At 39.4% G+C, this 20,504-nt stretch carries 12 protein-coding genes; 8 read left to right on the plus strand and 4 right to left on the minus strand.

Going from position 1 to position 20,504, the window contains the following annotated elements; genetic code table 11:
• Window positions 1-62 precede the first annotated feature (62 nt).
• The 8 genes from QUE35_RS10250 (at window position 63) to QUE35_RS10285 (ending at window position 13,607) form a co-directional block, all read left to right on the plus strand.
• Window positions 63-2,354, plus strand: coding sequence for a GH92 family glycosyl hydrolase (locus tag QUE35_RS10250; RefSeq protein WP_022600263.1), 2,292 nt, complete (start codon window positions 63-65; stop codon window positions 2,352-2,354).
• A gap of 18 nt (window positions 2,355-2,372) precedes the next feature.
• Window positions 2,373-4,643: a GH92 family glycosyl hydrolase gene (locus QUE35_RS10255; RefSeq protein ID WP_022600265.1), complete on the plus strand. Its 2,271-nt coding sequence runs from the start codon at window positions 2,373-2,375 to the stop codon at window positions 4,641-4,643.
• A gap of 53 nt (window positions 4,644-4,696) precedes the next feature.
• On the plus strand, window positions 4,697-5,989 hold the full coding sequence (locus QUE35_RS10260) for an MFS transporter (RefSeq protein WP_022600267.1): 1,293 nt from the start codon (window positions 4,697-4,699) through the stop codon (window positions 5,987-5,989).
• 41 nt (window positions 5,990-6,030) lie between these two features.
• Complete coding sequence (locus QUE35_RS10265) at window positions 6,031-7,002, plus strand: glycoside hydrolase family 130 protein (protein WP_009319210.1); 972 nt, start codon at window positions 6,031-6,033, stop codon at window positions 7,000-7,002.
• Between the two features lie 78 nt (window positions 7,003-7,080).
• A complete protein-coding gene (locus QUE35_RS10270; RefSeq protein ID WP_022600269.1) occupies window positions 7,081-9,291 on the plus strand; it encodes a GH92 family glycosyl hydrolase in 2,211 nt (736 codons plus the stop codon).
• Between the two features lie 358 nt (window positions 9,292-9,649).
• Window positions 9,650-10,201 (plus strand): RNA polymerase sigma-70 factor, encoded by a 552-nt coding sequence (locus QUE35_RS10275; protein ID WP_022389900.1) that lies wholly within the window; start codon window positions 9,650-9,652, stop codon window positions 10,199-10,201.
• 105 nt (window positions 10,202-10,306) lie between these two features.
• The gene (locus QUE35_RS10280) at window positions 10,307-11,320 is read left to right on the plus strand and encodes a FecR family protein (RefSeq protein ID WP_031258221.1); all 1,014 of its coding nucleotides are present in this window, start codon (window positions 10,307-10,309) and stop codon (window positions 11,318-11,320) included.
• Window positions 11,321-11,645: 325 nt separating this feature from the next.
• Complete coding sequence (locus QUE35_RS10285) at window positions 11,646-13,607, plus strand: leucine-rich repeat domain-containing protein (RefSeq protein WP_022600275.1); 1,962 nt, start codon at window positions 11,646-11,648, stop codon at window positions 13,605-13,607.
• Window positions 13,608-13,675: 68 nt separating this feature from the next.
• On the opposite strand, the gene QUE35_RS10290 is transcribed toward QUE35_RS10285, so the two are convergent.
• From QUE35_RS10290 to QUE35_RS10305, 4 genes are read right to left on the minus strand one after another with little or no spacing between them, the layout of a single operon-like run.
• The gene (locus QUE35_RS10290; protein WP_022600277.1) at window positions 13,676-15,088 is read right to left on the minus strand and encodes a calcineurin-like phosphoesterase C-terminal domain-containing protein; all 1,413 of its coding nucleotides are present in this window, start codon (window positions 15,086-15,088) and stop codon (window positions 13,676-13,678) included.
• A gap of 42 nt (window positions 15,089-15,130) precedes the next feature.
• Window positions 15,131-15,661 (minus strand): hypothetical protein, encoded by a 531-nt coding sequence (locus tag QUE35_RS10295; protein WP_022600280.1) that lies wholly within the window; start codon window positions 15,659-15,661, stop codon window positions 15,131-15,133.
• 19 nt (window positions 15,662-15,680) lie between these two features.
• The gene (locus QUE35_RS10300) at window positions 15,681-17,105 is read right to left on the minus strand and encodes a SusD/RagB family nutrient-binding outer membrane lipoprotein (RefSeq protein ID WP_022600284.1); all 1,425 of its coding nucleotides are present in this window, start codon (window positions 17,103-17,105) and stop codon (window positions 15,681-15,683) included.
• A gap of 19 nt (window positions 17,106-17,124) precedes the next feature.
• Complete coding sequence (locus QUE35_RS10305) at window positions 17,125-20,367, minus strand: SusC/RagA family TonB-linked outer membrane protein (RefSeq protein WP_022600288.1); 3,243 nt, start codon at window positions 20,365-20,367, stop codon at window positions 17,125-17,127.
• Window positions 20,368-20,504 lie beyond the last annotated feature (137 nt).

The raw sequence follows: 20,504 nt of genomic DNA on the forward strand, positions 1-20,504 counted from the left end.
GAGTAGGGGATAAGATATTTTGATGCGTCTTATAATAAAAAGATAGAGATAATACCATATTTATGAAACACTATTTTTATTCGGTCATACCGGTTGTCGTTTTTTTATTAGGAATAACTTCTTGCTCTATTCAGAATAAGGATATTTCGGGTTATACTCAATATGTCAATCCTTTTATAGGAACCGGAGATCACGGGCATACGTTTCCGGGAGCTATTGTTCCGCACGGGATGATCCAACCCAGTCCCGATACTCGTATTTATCAATGGGATGCCTGTTCAGGTTATCATTATTCCGACAGTACGATCAATGGTTTTTCCCACACTCATTTGAGTGGTACCGGATGTGGCGATTATGGAGATGTTCTTTTGATGCCGACGGTGGGTGAACAACAATATGAACAAGAGCCGTTGGACAGTCAGCGCAAGGCTTATGCTTCGGGTTTCTCTCACGAGAATGAGACGGCAGTTCCGGGATATTATTCTGTATTTCTCGACCGTTATGGAGTGAAAGCCGAACTTACGGCTACTAAACGTGCTGCAATTCATCGATATACTTTCCCCGAAAGTGAGAAGGCCGGATTTATATTGGATTTTGATTATAGTTTGCAGCGTCAGAAAAATGAAGAAATGCAGATCGAGGTAATCAGCGATACTGAAATAAGGGGACGTAAAAAAACGGTTTATTGGGCTTTTGACCAGTATATCAATTTTTATGCTGAATTTTCAAAGCCTTTTACGTATGAACTGGTGACGGATTCGGTAATGATACCGGGTACTGATAATAAAATACCTCAATCAAAGGTATTGTTGCACTTTGCGACATCTGAAGGAGAGAAGGTGCTTGTTAAGGTCGGTATTTCGGGTGTCGACATGGCAGGTGCTAGGAGAAATGTCGAAGTGGAGTTGCCGGATTGGGATTTTGATATGGTCAGGAAAGAGGCTTCTTCGGATTGGCAAAGATATCTTTCTAAAATAGATATTTCGACCAAAGACGAGGATCAAAAAAAGATATTCTATACGGCGTTATATCATACGGCTGTCGCTCCGAATCTGTTTGCCGATGTTGATGGTCGTTATTTGGGTATGGACTTACGAATACACCAGACCTCTGCCGATCGTCCGGTTTATACCGTATTTTCTTTATGGGATACTTTTCGGGCACTGCATCCTTTAATGACGATAATAGATCCGGGGTTGAACAACCAGTTTATCCGTTCGTTAATTCGTAAGCATGAAGAGGGCGGAATTTTTCCGATGTGGGATTTAGCTTCTAATTATACCGGAACAATGATCGGATACCATGCTGTTCCTGTAATTGTAGATGCTTATATGAAAGGTCAGCGCGACTTCGATGTCGAAACAGCCTATCAGGCATGTATAAGGACTGCACAATATGATACGGCCGGGATTCATTGCCCGCCTCTTGTTTTGCCGCATCTGATGCCTAAATCTAAATATTATAAGAATACTTTAGGGTATATCCCGTGTGATTTTGAAAACGAATCGGTGGCAAAGGCTTTGGAATATGCTTATAACGATTGGTGTATTTCGCAATTTGCTAATGAGATGAATGATACGTTGAACCATGTTCGGTATGGTCTTTTAGGTAAAGCTTATGAAAAGTATTTCGATAAGAGCACACGATTTATGAGAGGTGTAGACTCCAAAGGCAAATGGCGTACACCGTTTAATCCTCGTTCTTCAAATCATCGGAATGATGATTATTGCGAAGGTACGGCATGGCAGTGGACATGGTTTGTCCCTCATGATATAGAGGGGTTGGTCGCTTTGATGGGAGGAAAAGAAGCTTTCTCCGAGAAGCTGGATTCTTTGTTTACCGTTAGTTCTAAATTAGAGGGAGAATCAGTTTCTTCCGATATATCGGGTCTGATAGGTCAGTATGCACATGGAAATGAACCGAGTCATCATATTCTGCACATGTATAATTATATCGACCAGCCGTGGAAAACTCAGGCATTGGTAGATAGTGTGTTGCATAGTCAATATTTTAATGCTCCTGCCGGAATTTCCGGAAATGAAGATTGCGGACAGATGTCGGCGTGGTATATCTTGAATAGTATGGGATTTTATCAAGTTTGTCCGGGTAAACCGGTCTATTCGATAGGCCGTCCTTTATTCGATGAGACGACGATAAATCTTTCGGATGGGAAAACGTTTACGATACGGACTAATAATAATTCTTCCGAGAATAAATATATTCAGGCTGCAAGATTGAACGGAAATCCTTTGACAGAGCCGTTCTTTACTCATGAGGATATTGTTGCAGGCGGTATTTTAGAGTTTGATATGGGGAGTACTCCTTCAAAATGGGGCATAAACAGTAATAGATAAAAGCGATAATATTATACTATGAAGAGAAAAATAGGAATAGCCGGATTATTAATATTATTAACAACGGTTTCTTTACAAGCACGGGAGTTTGTAGATTATGTCAATCCGTTGATGGGAACCGAGTCGACTTTTGAATTCTCACATGGAAATACCTATCCGGCAGTAGCAGTGCCTTGGGGGGTAAATTTTTGGACTCCGCAAACCGGAGAAAATCGTAGTGGTTGGATATATGCTTATACCGATGAGGAGATCAGAGGATTCCGTCAGACACACCAGCCCAGCCCATGGATAAATGATTACGGAACATTTTCGGTAATGCCTATTTCAGGAGACTTAAAAGTTTCTTATAAAGATAGGGGAGCCCGCTTCTCTCATAAAAACGAGATCGCCCGTCCCGATTATTATAAAGTCCAATTTGATAACGGAACTGTGACCGAACTGTCAGCTTCCCGTACCGGAGCTGTTTTGGATATAGCGTTTACTCCGGGAAAAGAGCAATATTTTATTGTAGATGCTTATCATGGAGGTTGCCGTTTGGCTATCGACAAGCAAAATCGTAGGGTAACGGGTTATACTAAAAATAATTGTGGAGGTGTTCCTTCTAATTTTGCCAATTATTTCGTGTTGGAGTTCAGCCATCCTATAAAGGATCAGGGGATACAAATTAATGATGACTTATTTCCGGGAAAGCTTGTCGGTGAGCATGACCGGGTTTGTGCTTATCTTCAGTTCGATGTCCCTGAAGGTGAAAAGCTGACTGTCCGAGTGGCTTCTTCGTTTATAGGAGAAGAACAAGCGTGGCTGAATTTTGACAGGGAGGTGAAAAATAAAACGGTCGCTGATTTAAAGATCGAATCTGCAAAACTGTGGAACAGTATGATGGGGCGTATCGTAGCCGAAGGGGGTAATGAGGAACAGATGAAAACTTTTTATTCTTGCTTGTATAGGGTTCTTTTATTTCCCCGGGAATTTTATGAATTCGATAAGTCTGGAAAACCGGTATATTATAGTCCCTATGATGGAAAAATTCATGCCGGATATATGTACACGGATAATGGTTTCTGGGATACATTCCGTGCTGTGCATCCTTTGTTTACGTTAGTCTATCCGGAAGTTTCGGAGCGTATTATGCAGGCTTTAGTCAACAGTTATGAAGAAAGCGGATTTTTGCCGGAATGGGCGAGTCCGGGACATCGGGGCTGTATGATCGGAAATAATTCTCTATCGCTTATCACGGATGCGTGGATGAAGGGAATACGCAGTTTCGATGCAAAAAAGGCTTTAGAGGCTATGGTGCACCAGACTCAGGCACAAGGTCGGGAGGCTTCTGTCGGACGAAATGGATTTGAAGAGTATGACAAGCTCGGGTATGTACCGTATCCCGATTATGTCGAAGCTACTGCCAAGACATTGGAATATGCCTATAGCGACTGGTGTTTGAGCCGTTTTGCCGCGTCTATAGGAAATGTATCGATAGCCGAAGCGTATGAGAAAAAGTCTCAGAATTATAAGAATTTGTTTGATCCTTCATGCGGTTTTATGCGTGCGAAAAATAAAGACGGGGAATGGATCGAGCCTTTTCGAGCTATAGAGTGGGGAGGTCCTTTTACCGAAGGTTCGTCATGGCATTATACGTGGAGTGTTATGCATGATATTCAGGGGCTTGCTCAATTGATGGGCGGTCATGAACAGATGGGAGCGAAGCTGGATTCGATGTTTAATGCTCCTGCAGATTATAATGTGGGAACGTATGGTTTTGTAATTCACGAGATAGCCGAAATGGTTGCATTGGATATGGGGCAGTATGCTCATGGTAACCAGCCGGTACAGCATGCCATTTACTTATATAATTATATCGGTCAGCCGTGGAAAGCTCAATACCATGTACGGGAAGTATTGAACCGATTATATAATTCAGGCCCGAAAGGTTATTGCGGAGATGAAGATAACGGCCAGACTTCAGCATGGTATGTTTGCAGTGCGATGGGCTTTTATCCGGTATGTCCGGGGCAACCCGAATATGTTTTAGGAGCTCCTCTTTTTCAAAAGGTAACGTTGAATTTGCCGAATAACAAAGCGTTTGTGATCGATGCTCGTAATAATAACGATAAGAATTTATATATCGATTCTGCAAAATTGAACGGTAAAAAGTTTACTCGGAACTATTTAACGCATGACGAAATCTCTTCAGGTGGAGAATTGTCCTTGAAGATGAATGCTAAACCGAATATGAAGCGAGGGGTTCGACCGGAAGATTTTCCTTATTCTTATTCGGTATATAAACCGTAATAAATTATTGATTCGGCATTGTCATAATTCCGAATTTTAAAACTTGAAATATAATGTCTGATAACAAATCTATCAATCCGATCTGTTGGGTGCCGACAGTCTATTTTGCAATGGGACTTCCATTTGTCGCTTTGTCGATGGTGTCTGTACTTATGTTTTCGGATATGGGTGTGTCTAATGCCCAAATTGCTTTCTGGACGTCTTTGATTATGCTCCCTTGGACATTGAAACCTTTGTGGAGTCCTTTTCTGGAGATGTTTAAAACAAAAAAATATTTTGTCGTTGCTACCCAAATGGTGACGGGGGTGGCTTTCGGTTTGGTCGCACTGTCATTGCCGCTACCTGATTTTTTCTGTTATGCAATAGCATTTATGGGTGTGATTGCTTTTAGCGGTGCAACGCATGACATTGCCGGAGACGGAGTATATCTTACCGAGCTGAATGCTACGATGCAGGCTAAGTATATAGGTTGGCAAGGGGCATTTTATAATCTGGCGAAAATCTTGACAAATGGAGGTCTTGTGTATTTGGCCGGTTCATTAAAGGACAGTATCGGCATAGTACATGCCTGGATGGTGATTATGGGCATTTGTGCGGCTATAATGGTTGTCTTGTCTTTATATCATGTCCGAATGTTACCTTCCGGGGGTGCGGCGTCAGGCGATGTTCGAACGGTAAAAGATGCTATGCATATGTTGTGGGAAGTGATCCGTACCTTTTTTCAGAAGAAGTATATAGTCTGGTATATTTGTTTCATTATTTTATATCGTTTTGCCGAAGGTTATGTTATGAAAATTGTTCCTCTTTTTCTTAAAGCCGGAATCGATCAGGGAGGATTGGGGCTTCCTGTTCAGGAAATAGGTATTATCTATGGAACTTTCGGAGCTGCTGCTTTCGTGTTGGGATCTATTTTGGCGGGATATTATATTTCTGCTTTCGGCTTGAGAAAGACATTGTTTTCTCTTTGTTGCGTATTTAATATCCCGTTTGTCGTGTATCTGTTGTTGGCAATATATCAGCCTTCTAATGTGTGGGTTATCGGTTCTGCGATCGTGTTTGAATATTTTGGGTACGGTTTCGGTTTTGTCGGTCTGACCTTATTTATGATGCAGCAGGTTGCTCCCGGAAAACATCAAATGGCACATTATGCTTTTGCTTCCGGAATTATGAATCTCGGTGTAATGATTCCGGGAATGATGAGCGGATATTTAAGTGATTGGTTAGGATACCGGAATTTTTTTATTTGGGTACTTGTCGCTACAATCCCGGCTTTTCTGGTGACTTGGTTTGTCCCGTTTACTTATAATAATGATAAGAAGGAGACGACAGACCGAATAAATGCATGAATTTGGGAAAAATAAATTAACAATAAAAATTTCAGATAGAGATGGAAAAAATTTTTAATATGCCGTGGGAAGATCGTCCCGAAGGTTGTACCGATGTTATGTGGCGTTACTCTAAAAATCCGGTTATAGGACGTTATCAGATTCCTTCCTCGAATAGTATTTTCAATAGTGCCGTCGTTCCCTTTGGGGACGGTTTTGCCGGAGTATTCCGCTGCGACAATAAAGCGGTGCAAATGAATATTTTTGCCGGTTTCAGCAAAGATGGCATTCACTGGGATATTAATCATGAACCTATTCGGTTTAAAGCCGGAAATACGAATATGATCGAATCGGAATATAAGTATGATCCGCGCGTTACATGGATCGAAGACCGTTATTGGATTACGTGGTGTAACGGTTATCACGGACCTACGATCGGAATTGCATATACGTTCGACTTTAAAGAATTTTTTCAATGTGAGAATGCCTTTTTGCCATTTAACCGTAATGGAGTATTGTTTCCTCAAAAGATTAATGGTAAATATGCCATGTTGAGCCGTCCGAGCGATAACGGACACACACCGTTCGGGGATATATATATGAGTTATAGTCCGGATATGAAATATTGGGGAGAACATCGTTGCGTCATGAAAGTTACTCCATTCCCCGAGAGTGCATGGCAATGTACGAAAATCGGTGCAGGATCAGTTCCTTTCCTTACTGACGAGGGATGGTTGATGTTTTATCACGGCGTAATCACGACATGCAACGGTTTTCGCTATTCTATGGGAGCGGTTATTCTTGACAAGGAAAACCCTGAAAAAGTATTGTATCGTACACGGGATTATCTTCTTGCTCCGGCTGTTTCTTATGAATTGCAGGGCGACGTTCCTAATGTCGTGTTCCCATGTGCAGCTTTGCAGGACGGAGAACGGGTTGCCGTATATTATGGTGCTGCAGATACGGTTGTCGCTATGGCTTTCGGTTACATTTCGGAAATTGTCGAGTTTACAAAAAAGCATTCATATCTTTAAATAATAGAGAGTATGTATAAGACATCACGATATACCTTCCCTATGAAAAAATGTTTTTGTGTAGTATGTGTAGTGTTGATGCTCCTGAGCGCGTCGTGGTTACGGGCTCAGGAGCCTATTGATTTCGTTAATCCGTTTATCGGAACAACGAATTTTGGGACGACCAATCCCGGAGCAGTTTGTCCGAACGGGTTGATGTCGGTCGTTCCGTTTAATGTGATGGGATCGGAAACGAATAAGTATGATAAAGATGCCCGTTGGTGGTCAACACCTTATGAATATTACAACAAATTTTTTACGGGATTTTCGCATGTGAACCTTAGTGGCGTAGGGTGTCCCGAATTAGGAAGTCTTTTGTTGATGCCTACCTGCGGAGAGTTGAATGTCGATTATAAAGAGTATGGCAGTGCTTATCGTGATGAGGCTGCGTCTCCGGGTTATTATACTAATATCTTGACAAAATATAACATTAAGACAGAAGTTTCGGCAACTCCTCGTACCTCTATTGCCCGTTTTACTTTTCCGGCAGGGAAAAGTCATATTTTAATGAATCTGGGAGAAGGACTTACCAATGAAAGCGGAGCGACTCTCCGGCGTGTAAATGATCGGGAAATAGAAGGTTCTAAGTTATTGGGAACGTTTTGTTATAATCCTCAAGCGGTATTCCCTATTTACTTTGTTATGCGGGTCAGTAAAAGTCCGGCACAGATCGGTTATTGGAAAAAACAACGTCCGATGGCCGGAGTAGAAGCCGAATGGGATAAGGATAACGGAAAGTACAAATTATACACACGTTATGGAAAAGAGATGTCGGGAGATGATGTCGGTGCATTTTTTACATTTGATACACAATCCGGAGAACAAATAGAGGTTCAGATAGGAGTATCATTCGTAAGCATTGCTAATGCTCGGGAGAATTTGGACAAAGAACAGTCGGGTTTTAACTTTGAGAAGGTAAAAGCCGATGCCCGAAAGCAATGGAACGAAGAACTTTCGAAAATAGAGGTAGAGGGCGGCACTCATGATGATAAAGTCGTTTTTTATACGGCATTATACCATATTTTGATCCATCCTAATATTCTGCAAGATGTCAACGGGCAATATCCGGTAATGGAGAGCGACCAGATAAAAACGGCAAAGGGCGATCGTTATACGGTGTTTTCGTTATGGGATACTTATCGGAATGTCCATCAGTTTCTTTCTCTTGTATATCCGGAGAAACAGATGGCAATGGTCAATACGATGATAGACATGTATAAAGAACATGGCTGGTTACCGAAATGGGAGCTTTATGGACGGGAGACACTGACGATGGAAGGTGATCCTTCTATTCCTGTGATAACAGATACATGGTTGCGGGGATTGAGGGATTTCGATATAGATACGGCTTATGAGGCGATGATAAAGTCTGCTACTACTCCGGGAAAAGATAATCTGATGCGTCCGGATAATGACGACTATTTGGGGAAAGGGTATGTTCCGTTAAGAGAACAGTATGATAATTCTGTGTCTCATGCTTTGGAGTATTATATTGCTGATTTTGCCCTTTCTCAGCTTGCCGAGTCTCTCGGAAAGAAAGATGATGCCCGGTTGTTCCATGACCGTTCTTTAGGGTATAAAAATTATTATTGTAAGGAATTCGGTACATTGCGCCCTATTCTTCCGGATGGAAGTTTTTATTCTCCGTTTAATCCGCGTCAAGGAGAGAACTTCGAACCTAATCCCGGTTTTCATGAAGGTAGCGCTTGGAATTATACATTTTATGTTCCGCATGATATACCCGGATTGACAAAGCTTATGGGGGGCAAAAAGCCTTTTATCGATAAACTTCAGAGTGTTTTTGATGAAGGATTGTATGATCCGGCTAATGAACCAGACATTGCTTATCCGTATTTGTTCAGCCAATTTAAAGGAGAAGAATGGCGGACACAAAAAGAAGTGAACCGTTTGCTGAAAAAGTATTTTAAAAATCAACCGGATGGTATTCCGGGAAATGACGATACCGGTACAATGTCTGCTTGGGCGGTTTTCAGTATGATGGGTTTTTATCCCGATTGTCCCGGCTTGCCTCGTTATACTCTTACCTCTCCGTTATTCGATCGGATAACAATTCATCTCGATCCTAAATATTATAAACAGAAAGAGATTATTATAGAAACGGAAAGACCTTCTTCTGATGCTATTTTTATAGATCGGGTAGATCAGAACGATAAAAAAATCAAAGGCTATTTCATTACCCATGACGAGTTAACGCAAAATGGGCCGATTAAATTTGTTTTGAAAAAGTAAAAACTGTTTTTATTTCTACAATTGGTAAATGTTGATTAATTCCCTGTTCTTGTTTGGTTGAGATTACTGGCAAGAACAGGATTTTTCTGTTATTTCGATATTTGTTTTAGTCTGAATAATCGTACGTCTATTTGGATTGTATTTATACCGAGAAGATAAATTGAGATATAATTAATTAAGTGATTGATGTGTATTTTTTTAAGAAGAAAAATAATTGAAAGAAAAAATAAATTACTTTTGTACAAATAGACGTACGATTATTTGGGCTGTAGTATCCTTGAATCGCGATAATAAAATCTCCATAGTTTGATCGGGAATAGGCATATATTATGCTTATAGTGTGGAAATATTCAAAAATATGGTATCCGAGAATGAATTGAATGATATTTTATTGCTGAATCTATTAAAAGCGGATGATGAGAAAGCTTTCAAATATATATTTGACCGTTATTTCTCGCCATTGTGTCGTTTTATGTATCTATATGTAAAGAATCAGCAAGAAGTAGAAGAAATGGCTCTGGATATATTTACTTATGTTTGGGAAAACCGAGCTACTTTAGAGATCAAATTGACATTTAAAGCTTATTTGTTTCAAGCTGCACGAAATAAATGTCTGAATAATATTCGGGATCGTAAAAATACTTGTTCCATAGAAGAAAGTGGGTATGATGCTTATTTAGAGGATACGAGTGTTGAGGTTAATGAACTGAATCGTATCATTGAGGAGGCGGTTTTAAGTTTGCCGGAGAAATGTGGAGAAGTTTTTCGGAAAAGTCGAGAGGAACATTTGTCTAATCAGGAAATTGCCAAAGAAATGCAAATTTCGGTAAAAACAGTCGAGGCACAGATAACCAAGGCTTTGAAGATGATAAGGAAATACCTTGGTGAAACATATTCTTATATATGGTAAAAAATTAAAGTTTCGATAAGGGTTTGAGTTATCTGATGTGTCATTCTAATAAGACGACATTTATACAGAGAATATTAAATGCGTAAATGGTATAAGAATTTAAGAATGAAAGTAGATATAATTCCTTGGTATTTAATTATTAAGCATCTGAAGAGGAAAACTTCGGATGAAGAAGAAAAACTATTTGCAATTTGGTTAAAGGAGGGTAAGAACCGAGAGATATTCAGTTCGTTGCAAAAAATGTGGCAAGAAATTGTGGCAGAAGTTTCGGATTATAATCCTGATACGCAATATTATTGGACAAAAATGAAGGAACGGATGCAGCAAAATACTGAAAGTTCTAAACGTTTTTCTTTCCGTTCTCATTGGCGTATATTTGCCGTTGCAGCATCGATCCTGCTTGTTTTGTCATTTTCGACAACACTTTTTTTATGGAAAGTCAAAATTGTCGATAAACCTTGTTTAGCACAGACATATTCGACTATAAGTGGAAAATCAAAAGTTATTCTTCCGGATGGGACGGAGGTATGGTTACATAACAATACTACGTTGTCCTATAATAATGATTTCGGGGAGAAAGATCGTCGGGTTTCGCTAAATGGAGAGGCATTTTTCTCTGTAACGAAAAATGCCGATAAACCTTTTATTGTGAATGCCGATCAATTAAATGTTCAGGTTTATGGAACACGATTTAATATAGAATGTTTTTCCGGTAAAGAAAACATATTGGTCAGTTTATTGGAAGGTTCGGTTGCGTTATATACCGATGAAAACCAGAAAACGTTCTTGAAACCTGATCAGACGGGTATTTACAATAAAAGGCTTTCGTCTTTGAGTGTCGAGAAAGACGATGTCGCTTATGCGGCATCTTGGGCGGCCGAAACCGTGAGATTCGAAAGGGAATCTCTTGCTCAGGTTTGTAAATATTTGTCGAGATGGTATAATGTTGAGATAGAGGTCGATCCGCAGGTTAGTGACCATTATGCCTATACGTTTACCGTACGTGAAGAACCTCTGGAAGAAATACTGCGTTTGATTTCGAAAACAAATCCTGTTTCATATTCTTTTGATGGGAAAAGGCGGATATTTATTTATCCGGTTGGAGAGAGTCATCGTTGAATATTTTTATCTACAGATAATCATTTATTAAACTAATACATAATATTATTTTGATTCATTTTAAAATAGATTCTTAGCCAGATGTCATAATTATAATACCGTTGCAATTGGTTTATCTCTTGATTGGTGTTGGGGAGAAAATAACGGTATTTATTTGTTTTAGCTTTTATATAAGAATATAGTTATTTTTAAGTTAATTTATATGCTCTGATTTTTTTTGGTTTATTTAAGTTATCTTAAATCTAAGAGTTCCTATATATTCTTTATTATAATTATAATTTGGTTTGCTTCGATTGGGAGCAGAAGCATTAAAAATTAAACACTTATGAGAACACAAATTTCTTTGGGAATGAAGCTGATAAGTATTTGCTTGTTAGCTTTAAATTTTACTTTAGGACTGGCATCAGAGCCTGTATTTGTTGAAGTGCAGAGTGCAGGAAGTCTATCCTCTCTTATAGAGGATAGTCAGAAAAATCAGATCACCGACCTTACTATTACCGGAAATCTGAATGGGACGGACATTCGCTTTATCCGTGAGATGGCGGGTAGAGATGTTGAGGGAAATGAAACAGAAGGAACATTGTCGGTGTTGGACTTGTCGGGGGCGACAATCGTTTCAGGGGGCGACTATTACTATAAACAATACTTTGAATACAAGACATCGGATAATGAGATCGGAGAAAATATGTTTATTGATTGCGGTCTTTCTTCTATTGTGATGCCGGATGATATTACCGTGATCGGTACAGGAGCTTTTAAAGGGTGTGCCAACTTGGTTTCAGCTTCGATATCGGAAAAAGTAACAAATATAAAATCGAGTGCTTTTGAGGGGTGTTCTCAATTAGAATCAGTTGTTTTCCCTCAGAATATTACGGAGCTGGGTAGCTTGTCGTTTAAGGGATGTAAGGCTCTTAAGACATTTACTTTTCCTAAAGTGACATCTCTTGCGGATGAAATCCTTAGCGGTTGTGATGCTCTTGTTTCGGTAACGATACCGGAAACTGTAACGGCCGTAGGTTCTTTGGTCTTTGCCGGATGCATAAAATTGGCAGAGATACATGTTGCCGCATCTTTGCCTCCTGATATTGGATGGAGTTGGCAACCTTTTCAAAATGTAGATAAGAATACTTGTAAATTATTTATTCCGGCCGGATCTCTTGCTTCTTATAATTCTGCAAAGGAGTGGGGGGATTTTACCAATAAAATAGAAGAAGCTGAGGAAATAGAGCCTAAGATTGTGGAAGTTGCAGAAGCCGGAACATTATCGACTTTTATTTCTGTGGACGAAAAAAATGTGATAAAAGACTTGACGGTGATCGGAGATTTGAACGGGACGGATATTCGCTTCATTCGTGAAATGGCAGGTCGGACTTATGATGACAAAGAGTGTGCCGGTAGTTTGGAAATTTTGGATTTGTCGCAAGCTAATATTGTAGAGGGTGGTGAACCGTATTTTTATATGTACAGTGAGTTCCGCACTAAAAATGATGAGTTTTCGGTTTATTTTTTCAAGGGGTGTAAGCTGAAAACGATAGAGTTTCCTCAAAGTTTGAAAGTTGTTGGAAATGCTGTATTTTCTGAATGCTATAATTTATCCGGGAAAATTATTATTCCGGAAGGGGTTACTACTATAGGAGTTTCTTCTTTTGAAGCGACAGCAATAGAATCTGTCGAACTACCGTCTTCGTTGGTTACTGTTACAGATGGTTCTATGGTTATAGATGCGATTGGAGCCCATGCTTTTGAAAATTGTCGTTCTTTAAGAGATATAAATATTCCTGAAAGTGTAACGACAATACAGACTTCAGTGTTTAGTGGTTGTACCAGCCTTACTACGATAACATTACCTAAGGGAGTTACTTGGGTACGCGGGAGTGCTTTTCAGGATTGTATTGGATTAAAAGAAATACGGGTTCATGCTTCTGTACCGCCTAAGGCCGATTATCAGGCTTTTTATAGAGTAGATACAGAAACGTGTAAGCTTATGGTTCCAGAGGGTACAAGAGATGCTTATAAAGAAGCTGATGAATGGAAAGGGTTTGATATTCAAGAAGATGCTACTTTGAGTATCCAAGAAAATGAAATAAATAATGATAGTATAAAAGTATATGCTGTTCAGAATGGAGTTGTTATAGAATCATCAGTATCGATTCCGGTAAATGTTTACTCAATTTCTGGAAATCTTCTATATGAAGGATTATCTGATAATAAATCGTATATTGAATTGGAGCAAGGTCTGTATATTGTAAAGGCCGGAGATGTAACTACTAAAGTCGTGATAAAATAAGCATTTGGTTAATGTAAATAACGGAATCCGGCCGATATTATATACCGGTCGGATTCTTTCTATATTTATTATAATTCTATTGTTTTGGTGTATGTTTCTCCGAATCGATTGATGACTTCGATTTTAATTTCTTTTGCTGTAGAGGAAGGTTTTGCCCGGAATAGATGGTCCGTTCTATAAACTTTTACTCTGCCGGAATCGATGAAATCCTGATCGATATCCGAGAATTGTTCCATTGATCCTTTCAAAATACCGTCTTCATACCAATTTATTTTATAGGTATTATCCCAATCCCAAACGTTTGCGACGATATATTCCGTTTGAGAGGAAAATTCTCCGGGTTTATATATTTTGAATTGATAACTCAAATCGTGACCTGTCGGCTTAAAGTGCCAGCGAATATTATCTCCATCTACATCGACGATCATATATCCGTTCGGAGTACCGCAGCGACTGCTATTCCCTTGCCAATGGAATCCGCATACCGCTCCTACATTGTGTTCATAAATATTATTTGCCAAGATCTCATTTTTATGAAAGTGGGTGTGTCCCGAGAAAATATGTACGTTGAACTTTTGGAGTATAGATAAAACGCTTTTTGCATTGGATTGACTGTCTTTGAGCATATTAAATAGAGGAACATGCACATTTAAAAATACTGTACTTCCGGGTTTTACATAGCTCAAATCTTTTTTTAGCCATTCCAGTTGTTCTTTTAAGAAACGAGTATTGTATTTTTTATTTCCCAAGTAATCGATATCTTTCATGCAAATGATATGAATATCTCCTATATTCAGAGAATAGTCTGTCGGTCCGAAAAAAGATTCGTATTCATGCTCTGCATATTTCTTCTTGTTTCCTGTATGGCTGAATGCCGCAAATTTTTGATCGAAGTCATGGTTGCCTATAACATGCATCATAGGGATATTCCATGAAGCGACAGCACTGGTGTATAATGGGTATAGGTGTAGAGCATCACTGACGATGTCTCCTTCAACAAACCCATAAACATCTCCTTGTTTGGTATTTAAGAATTTTTTTACATCGGGGACAGTTTCTGTAAAGAAACGGACAAAGTGAAAATCGTTCTTAGGCTGAGGGTCTGAAAAAACGAGATAGGTAAACTTTTTTTCGATCCGTTCTCTTTTCTTTAATGTAAAATTATACGAGTCTGAACTTTTTTCTTTTTTTATCGGTTTATAAAATTCTATAAGGTTCAGTTCGTTAACCGGAATATAATAGTCGGCCGGAACTGAAATGCTGATATGGTGGCATTTTTCTATATCGGTAGGCAATGAATACGTTCCGTTTTGGTCGGTAACTGTAAAATTTATGCCATTATTGACTACTACACCGGGTATAGGACGGTTTTGTGTATCTACGACTTTCCCGTTTATAGGTGTTTGGGCTTGGGAGGCTTGGTTCACAGTCCAAAAACCGAATATCCCGAGCCAAAGCAATACTAATTTTAATTTTTTCATTTTCTGATTGATTTGTTTTGCGATGAAATAACCAATATTTTATTATGCTTTAACAAGTTCTATTTGTTTAAAGATGTTTATTAAGAGAGACGTTTCCTTTGTAGAGGACAGTTCTTCTTCTAATGCTTTTGTGTCGGGCTCGTATATGATCGTGTTGGCACAATCCAGTATATAACATAATAGTTTTGAGGCTTTTTCTTTTGTCATTTTCCCCTTTTTTACTGATTTTATTACATACTTGTTTATTTTCGTTACAGCGTGATAAACTGCCGGTTTGGCAAATTCTACGGTCGTATTGGAAAAACCGATGTTTTGGTCATATACACGAGTATAGTTTGTCTGGAAAGCACTCCATTTAGAAGCACAAGGTTCTCCCAGATAATGGGGAATATTGAATGTGCTTTTATTTTCACTCTCATATATCAGAAAAGTGTATTTCTTTTTGGAAGTTTCTTTTTTCTCAGAATCTATATTTTCTACATTTTTTTTTGAAATGATCTCATTTGCTGTTTTATCGAGACAAAAGCAAGGAAGGGTTAGCCCCCAGAGACAAATTATAATTATTGTTTTCATAATCTATTGGATAAAGTTTCTATTGTTGCCAAATAAGTTTTATCGTAAAATTATCACCACCCATATTTTCTTTGGCTTTCTGATAATTTTTTAAATTGGTCCGTTGTAAAATTGCCGGATATTTGAGACGGTGCGCTATTTCTTGATTTTCGGGAATTCCGTCACCTTTGGGAATATGGGGAAGCCCGGTACGATTGTATTCAAACCACTGTTGATAGTCACAGAAATAGAGGGCAAAGTATTTTTGAGTCATAATTCTTTCTAATGTTCCATTATACGCAGTTTCCGGGTTATCGAAATAATCTTCTTGCATTACTCCTCCCCATTGCTCGATAGATGCTTTTACTCCATTTTCATAAGCCATCCGGGGATCTTCACTGATAATCCCTTTTTGGGCTAATTCAGCTTTGATAAAGGATAATTCTGCATACGACATCAAGATTAGTTTCATAGGGGCGGTCGCTAACGTTTTGGGAGGAGCTGAGGCTTTCCCGCTTGGCTGTACAGCAAAACCTGCTGGCCATCCGATATAATCATCTCCTTGTTTTGTCGCGAATACCGGAAGTCTCGGATCGTTCCAAGTCTTTAACGTATTAATAACAAATTCGGAACATGCCCGATAACTGGCTATATTATTAGGTCTGTCCAAAGGCCCTTCTTGAGGATATATTCCGGATATATTGACCCATGCCGCATCATCGTTCGATTCGAAAACAGGGTAGGAATTCGGATCGTTTGTTATTTTTTGTATCTCGGTTTCTGCATCGAATTCCGGAGCATTCAGCAGTTTTAATAAAATCCGCAACCGCAATGAATTTCCGAATTTTTTCCATTTCAAGATACCTGTCCCGTCAGTCGTCATATAGAGTAAATCTCCCGATGTATTGTATCTTAGATTGTCGGATGTGTCGAATAATGAATTGGCTTCTTCCAATTCTTGTAAAATCTGTTTATATATATCCGTTTGTTTATCGAAAGCGGGATAATAAATCTGTTCATCGCCACGGCAGGCTTCGATATACGGGACATCGCCAAAAGTCGAAACCAGAATATCGAACATATAGCATTGCAACACTTTCGATACCGCTTGATAGTTCGGCTCATTTAATGTTACAGCCTCTTTTTCCATGGCTTTAGCATTTGCCAGCCATTGATAGTAGGTGCTCCACGTATTATCTCCTTCACTGTCGGAGACATACCACCATCCCAGACCGTTCGTTCCCCGATAGTCGATGACATTTCCCATCAATTCATAAGTATAGTCGTTGAACCGTTTCCACCCGAAAATAGATATATTGTATAGTATCGGGTCTAAGAAAGAGCCCGGATTGGCTTCATTGAGTCGGGTAGGGTCTGCATTCAATTCGTCAAACGGCGTGCATCCCGATAGCAGACAGCCGACAATAGTCCCTCCTAATAAAATGTTTTTAATGCTTTTTTTCATATAGATATTTTTTGATCAATTAAAAACTCACATTTAAATTCACGCCGAAAGAACGAGTCGAAGGTAATGAGCCGGCTTCGATTCCGACAACGATATTACCTCCATCCAATGCCGCCGTTTCAGGATCAAAAACCGGATAATCCGTAAAGCAGAAGAGGTTTCTTCCGTATAAAGCAATAGAAGCTTGGCTTAAAGGAGTTTTGCGGAGTAATTTTTTATCGAATTCGTATTCTATACGTATTTCCCGTATTTTTAAGAACGACGCATCGAATAAACTTGCTTCTACGTTTTGATCATAATATTCTTTGTAGTAAACTTGAGCTGTGACGAGTTTTGTGTTCGGGTTATAAGAGCCATCTGCGTTTTCTACGACTCCCGGGGCAACAACATATAATCCTCCTATCGGGGATAATCCTGCATCAGCTATGCGGGGATCGTCTCCTGCAATATAAAGGGGAGTTCCCGGTAACCGGCCGTTTAGTGTAGCCTTAATTTTTCCTTGAATACCCAATCTCATATTGGTTGCGGAGAATATTTTTCCGCCGTATTGTCCGTCAATGAGTATGCCTAATGTGAAGTTTTTATATTTAAACTCATTGTACCACCCGGCTTTCCATGCAGGATAAGCACTCCCGGCATATTCTATTTCATCGGTCAATACCGGTAATCCCGATTCGTCTATGATCATTTGTCCGTCTTCTGTCCGTTTAAATTTGTATCCCCAAATATCTCCGACCGTGCCGCCGACTCTACCTATGATAGAAGCAGGACCGATTTTACTGATCAACTGGTTTTCATCGGCAGTTTCCGATAGAGACAGTATCTTATTTTTGTTTTTTGACCAGTTGAATCGGGTTGTCCATCTGAAATCATTTGTTATTACCGGCATGGCGTTTAATTCTATTTCATACCCCATATTCTGCACTTCCCCTGAATTGATGGTTGCTTTGGAATATCCGGTTGTGGGATCCATCGGAGCATCCAGAATTTGATTTTTTGTTCTATTGAGATAATATGAGAAATCTATACCTAAACGGTTATTGAAAGTCCTGAAATCCATTCCTACTTCGTAGTTGGTTGAAATTTCAGGTTTGAAGTCAGCGTTAAATAGTGTCGATGGCAATTTTACAGAACCTGCGAAATTGGTCGTTTCGTAATATTGCGAAGTTTTATATGGGTCGGTATCGTTCCCGACTTGGGCCCATGATGCCCGTAGTTTGAGCAGATTGATTTTATCCGGCATCATTATCCATTCATTCAACAGTGTGCTTACCGAGACAGAAGGATAAAAGAACGAATTATTTTTTTTCGGTAAAGTAGAAGACCAGTCATTGCGTCCAGTTATATCCAAAAATAATTTATTTTTATATGCTAAGTTTGCAGTAAAGTAAATGCTGTTCACACGTTTGTTAAGAATTTTCTGATCCCATTCGATAGAAGATATCGCATTTGCCAGTTTATAAACTCCGGGAGTAATCAATCCATTGGCTGCATTAGACAGCATATTTACTTTATACACCATCATATTTCCACCCGCAGCAGCATTTAATGTGAGTCCGTTGGAAAAGCTGTTGTGGTATGTCAGTAAAACATCGCTGTTCAACTCGTAGTTGAAAATATTTTGTGTTTTGAAATAACCTTTGGCAAATCCGACGGTACTTACCGGACGGTGTTGTTCCCGTATATCGTTTTCCATTTGAAAAGCCGAGCGAATCATAAAATCAAAATGATTGTTGAGTTTTAAATTGGCTGAAAGCATTGATATGTTGGAGTGTTTTTCTGTCGGGTTTACACATTCGTACAATGTTAGGAAAGGGTTACCTATATTTTTACTGAACGGTTGTGATTGGGTGACGTTCTCTTCTCCTTTTATCCACATGGTACGGTACCAGTCTAAATCGATACTCGGATTTTGGAATATCAGGAAATAGGCAATAGAATTGCTGCTATATCCTACCGAAGGAAGATTGTCGCTTTTACGCCAAGTATAAGTGGTGCGATAGTTAAGACTTAATAATCTGGAAACCTGTTGCTGTCCGGATAATGTAGCTGTGACCCGTTGAAAACCGGTATTCGGCAATATCCAGTTATTTTTCATATGTGTCAGGGATGCCCTTACCGATCCCCGATCGTTGTTCCCTGATATGGAAAGCGAATTGGTCGTTGTATAGCCTAACCGGAACAAGTCTTTGCGGTTGTTTTTATAGGCTCTCCATGGTGTAGGCTCATCGGCCCGGTCTTGTTTGTCTTTATCATATTGATAGAATAACTGTCCTTCGAACCGAGGTCCGAAAGCACTGCTTGTTCCTCCGTTTCCGGTGTATGTGCCATCGGGAGCATCACCGTAGGAATAATAGTGTTGTCCGGCATATATACTGCCTTCCGGTCCTATATTGGTAGCTTGCCCTTGTCCGAATTCATATTGATAATCCGGCCACATCAAGACATTCTCGATGCTTGTATTCGAAGAGAATGAAACTCCCAACTTTTTGTCTTGTTCGCTACCGTTTTTAGTTGTGATCATAATGACACCGTTTGCAGCTCGAGAGCCGTATAACGCAGTCGCGCTGGCACCTTTCAGCACTTGTATACTGGCTATGTCTTCAGGATTCAGATCTGAAAAACCGTTTCCGAAGTCGATTGACGCTTCCGATGTGGCAGCAAGGGCGTTTCCTGAATTGAGCATAGGAGCACTCATCGGGACTCCGTCTACAACAATCAGGGCATTGTTTCCGCCTTGATTCAGAGAAACGTCTCCACGTAAAGAAATTCTTGTGGAGCCTAATGGACCGGACGGGGCATTAATGCTCAGTCCGGCAACTTTCCCTACTAACCCTTGTGACCAGTTGGTTGAGATGGCTTTGGTAATATCATCTCCTTCCAGTTTTGTGGTTGAATACCCTAATCCACGTTCGTTTCTTTTAATGCCTAAAGCTGTTACAACGACATCGTTCAAAGAGACATTCTTCTCTTTCAATCGGATCGTCCCATTCTGTTTCATTTTTTCGTATGGAATGTTTTTTGTTTCATAACCTAAAAAATTGAATACAATTATGTCAGTATTCTTAGGTGTTCCTTTGCATGTTAGAGAAAAATTCCCGTCAATATCCGTTATCGTTCCCTGATTTGTTCCTTTTACCGAAACGTTGACTCCTGTAAGCGGTAAATCGTTTTTATCGATAACTTTTCCTTTAATGACTGTCTGTGCATGGACTGTCAGTGCCATTAAATTCAATAAAAGAATGAAAGCTTTTTTTGTCATAATGGTGTATTTTTTTGATACGTCAAAAGTATCTGACGGATATTTTTATAGTATGACTTTTCTGTGAAAAAAATATTGCTTTTAGATTACAAAAGAAAGTTTTGGAAAGTGTAATATCTTATATGATAGATATATAA

The organism is Coprobacter fastidiosus, from assembly GCF_030296935.1.
In the GTDB taxonomy this organism is placed as follows: domain Bacteria; phylum Bacteroidota; class Bacteroidia; order Bacteroidales; family Coprobacteraceae; genus Coprobacter; species Coprobacter fastidiosus.

What these genes read in the sequence shown, in the direction of transcription:
- QUE35_RS10250 (WP_022600263.1), top strand. Translation starts at nt 63, where the DNA reads ATGAAACACTATTTTTATTCGGTCATACCGGTTGTCGTTTTTTTATTA.
- QUE35_RS10255 (WP_022600265.1), top strand. Translation starts at nt 2,373, where the DNA reads ATGAAGAGAAAAATAGGAATAGCCGGATTATTAATATTATTAACAACG.
- QUE35_RS10260 (WP_022600267.1), top strand. Translation starts at nt 4,697, where the DNA reads ATGTCTGATAACAAATCTATCAATCCGATCTGTTGGGTGCCGACAGTC.
- QUE35_RS10265 (WP_009319210.1), top strand. Translation starts at nt 6,031, where the DNA reads ATGGAAAAAATTTTTAATATGCCGTGGGAAGATCGTCCCGAAGGTTGT.
- QUE35_RS10270 (WP_022600269.1), top strand. Translation starts at nt 7,081, where the DNA reads ATGCTCCTGAGCGCGTCGTGGTTACGGGCTCAGGAGCCTATTGATTTC.
- QUE35_RS10275 (WP_022389900.1), top strand. Translation starts at nt 9,650, where the DNA reads ATGGTATCCGAGAATGAATTGAATGATATTTTATTGCTGAATCTATTA.
- QUE35_RS10280 (WP_031258221.1), top strand. Translation starts at nt 10,307, where the DNA reads ATGAAAGTAGATATAATTCCTTGGTATTTAATTATTAAGCATCTGAAG.
- QUE35_RS10285 (WP_022600275.1), top strand. Translation starts at nt 11,646, where the DNA reads ATGAGAACACAAATTTCTTTGGGAATGAAGCTGATAAGTATTTGCTTG.
- QUE35_RS10290 (WP_022600277.1), bottom strand. Translation starts at nt 15,088, where the DNA reads ATGAAAAAATTAAAATTAGTATTGCTTTGGCTCGGGATATTCGGTTTT.
- QUE35_RS10295 (WP_022600280.1), bottom strand. Translation starts at nt 15,661, where the DNA reads ATGAAAACAATAATTATAATTTGTCTCTGGGGGCTAACCCTTCCTTGC.
- QUE35_RS10300 (WP_022600284.1), bottom strand. Translation starts at nt 17,105, where the DNA reads ATGAAAAAAAGCATTAAAAACATTTTATTAGGAGGGACTATTGTCGGC.
- QUE35_RS10305 (WP_022600288.1), bottom strand. Translation starts at nt 20,367, where the DNA reads ATGACAAAAAAAGCTTTCATTCTTTTATTGAATTTAATGGCACTGACA.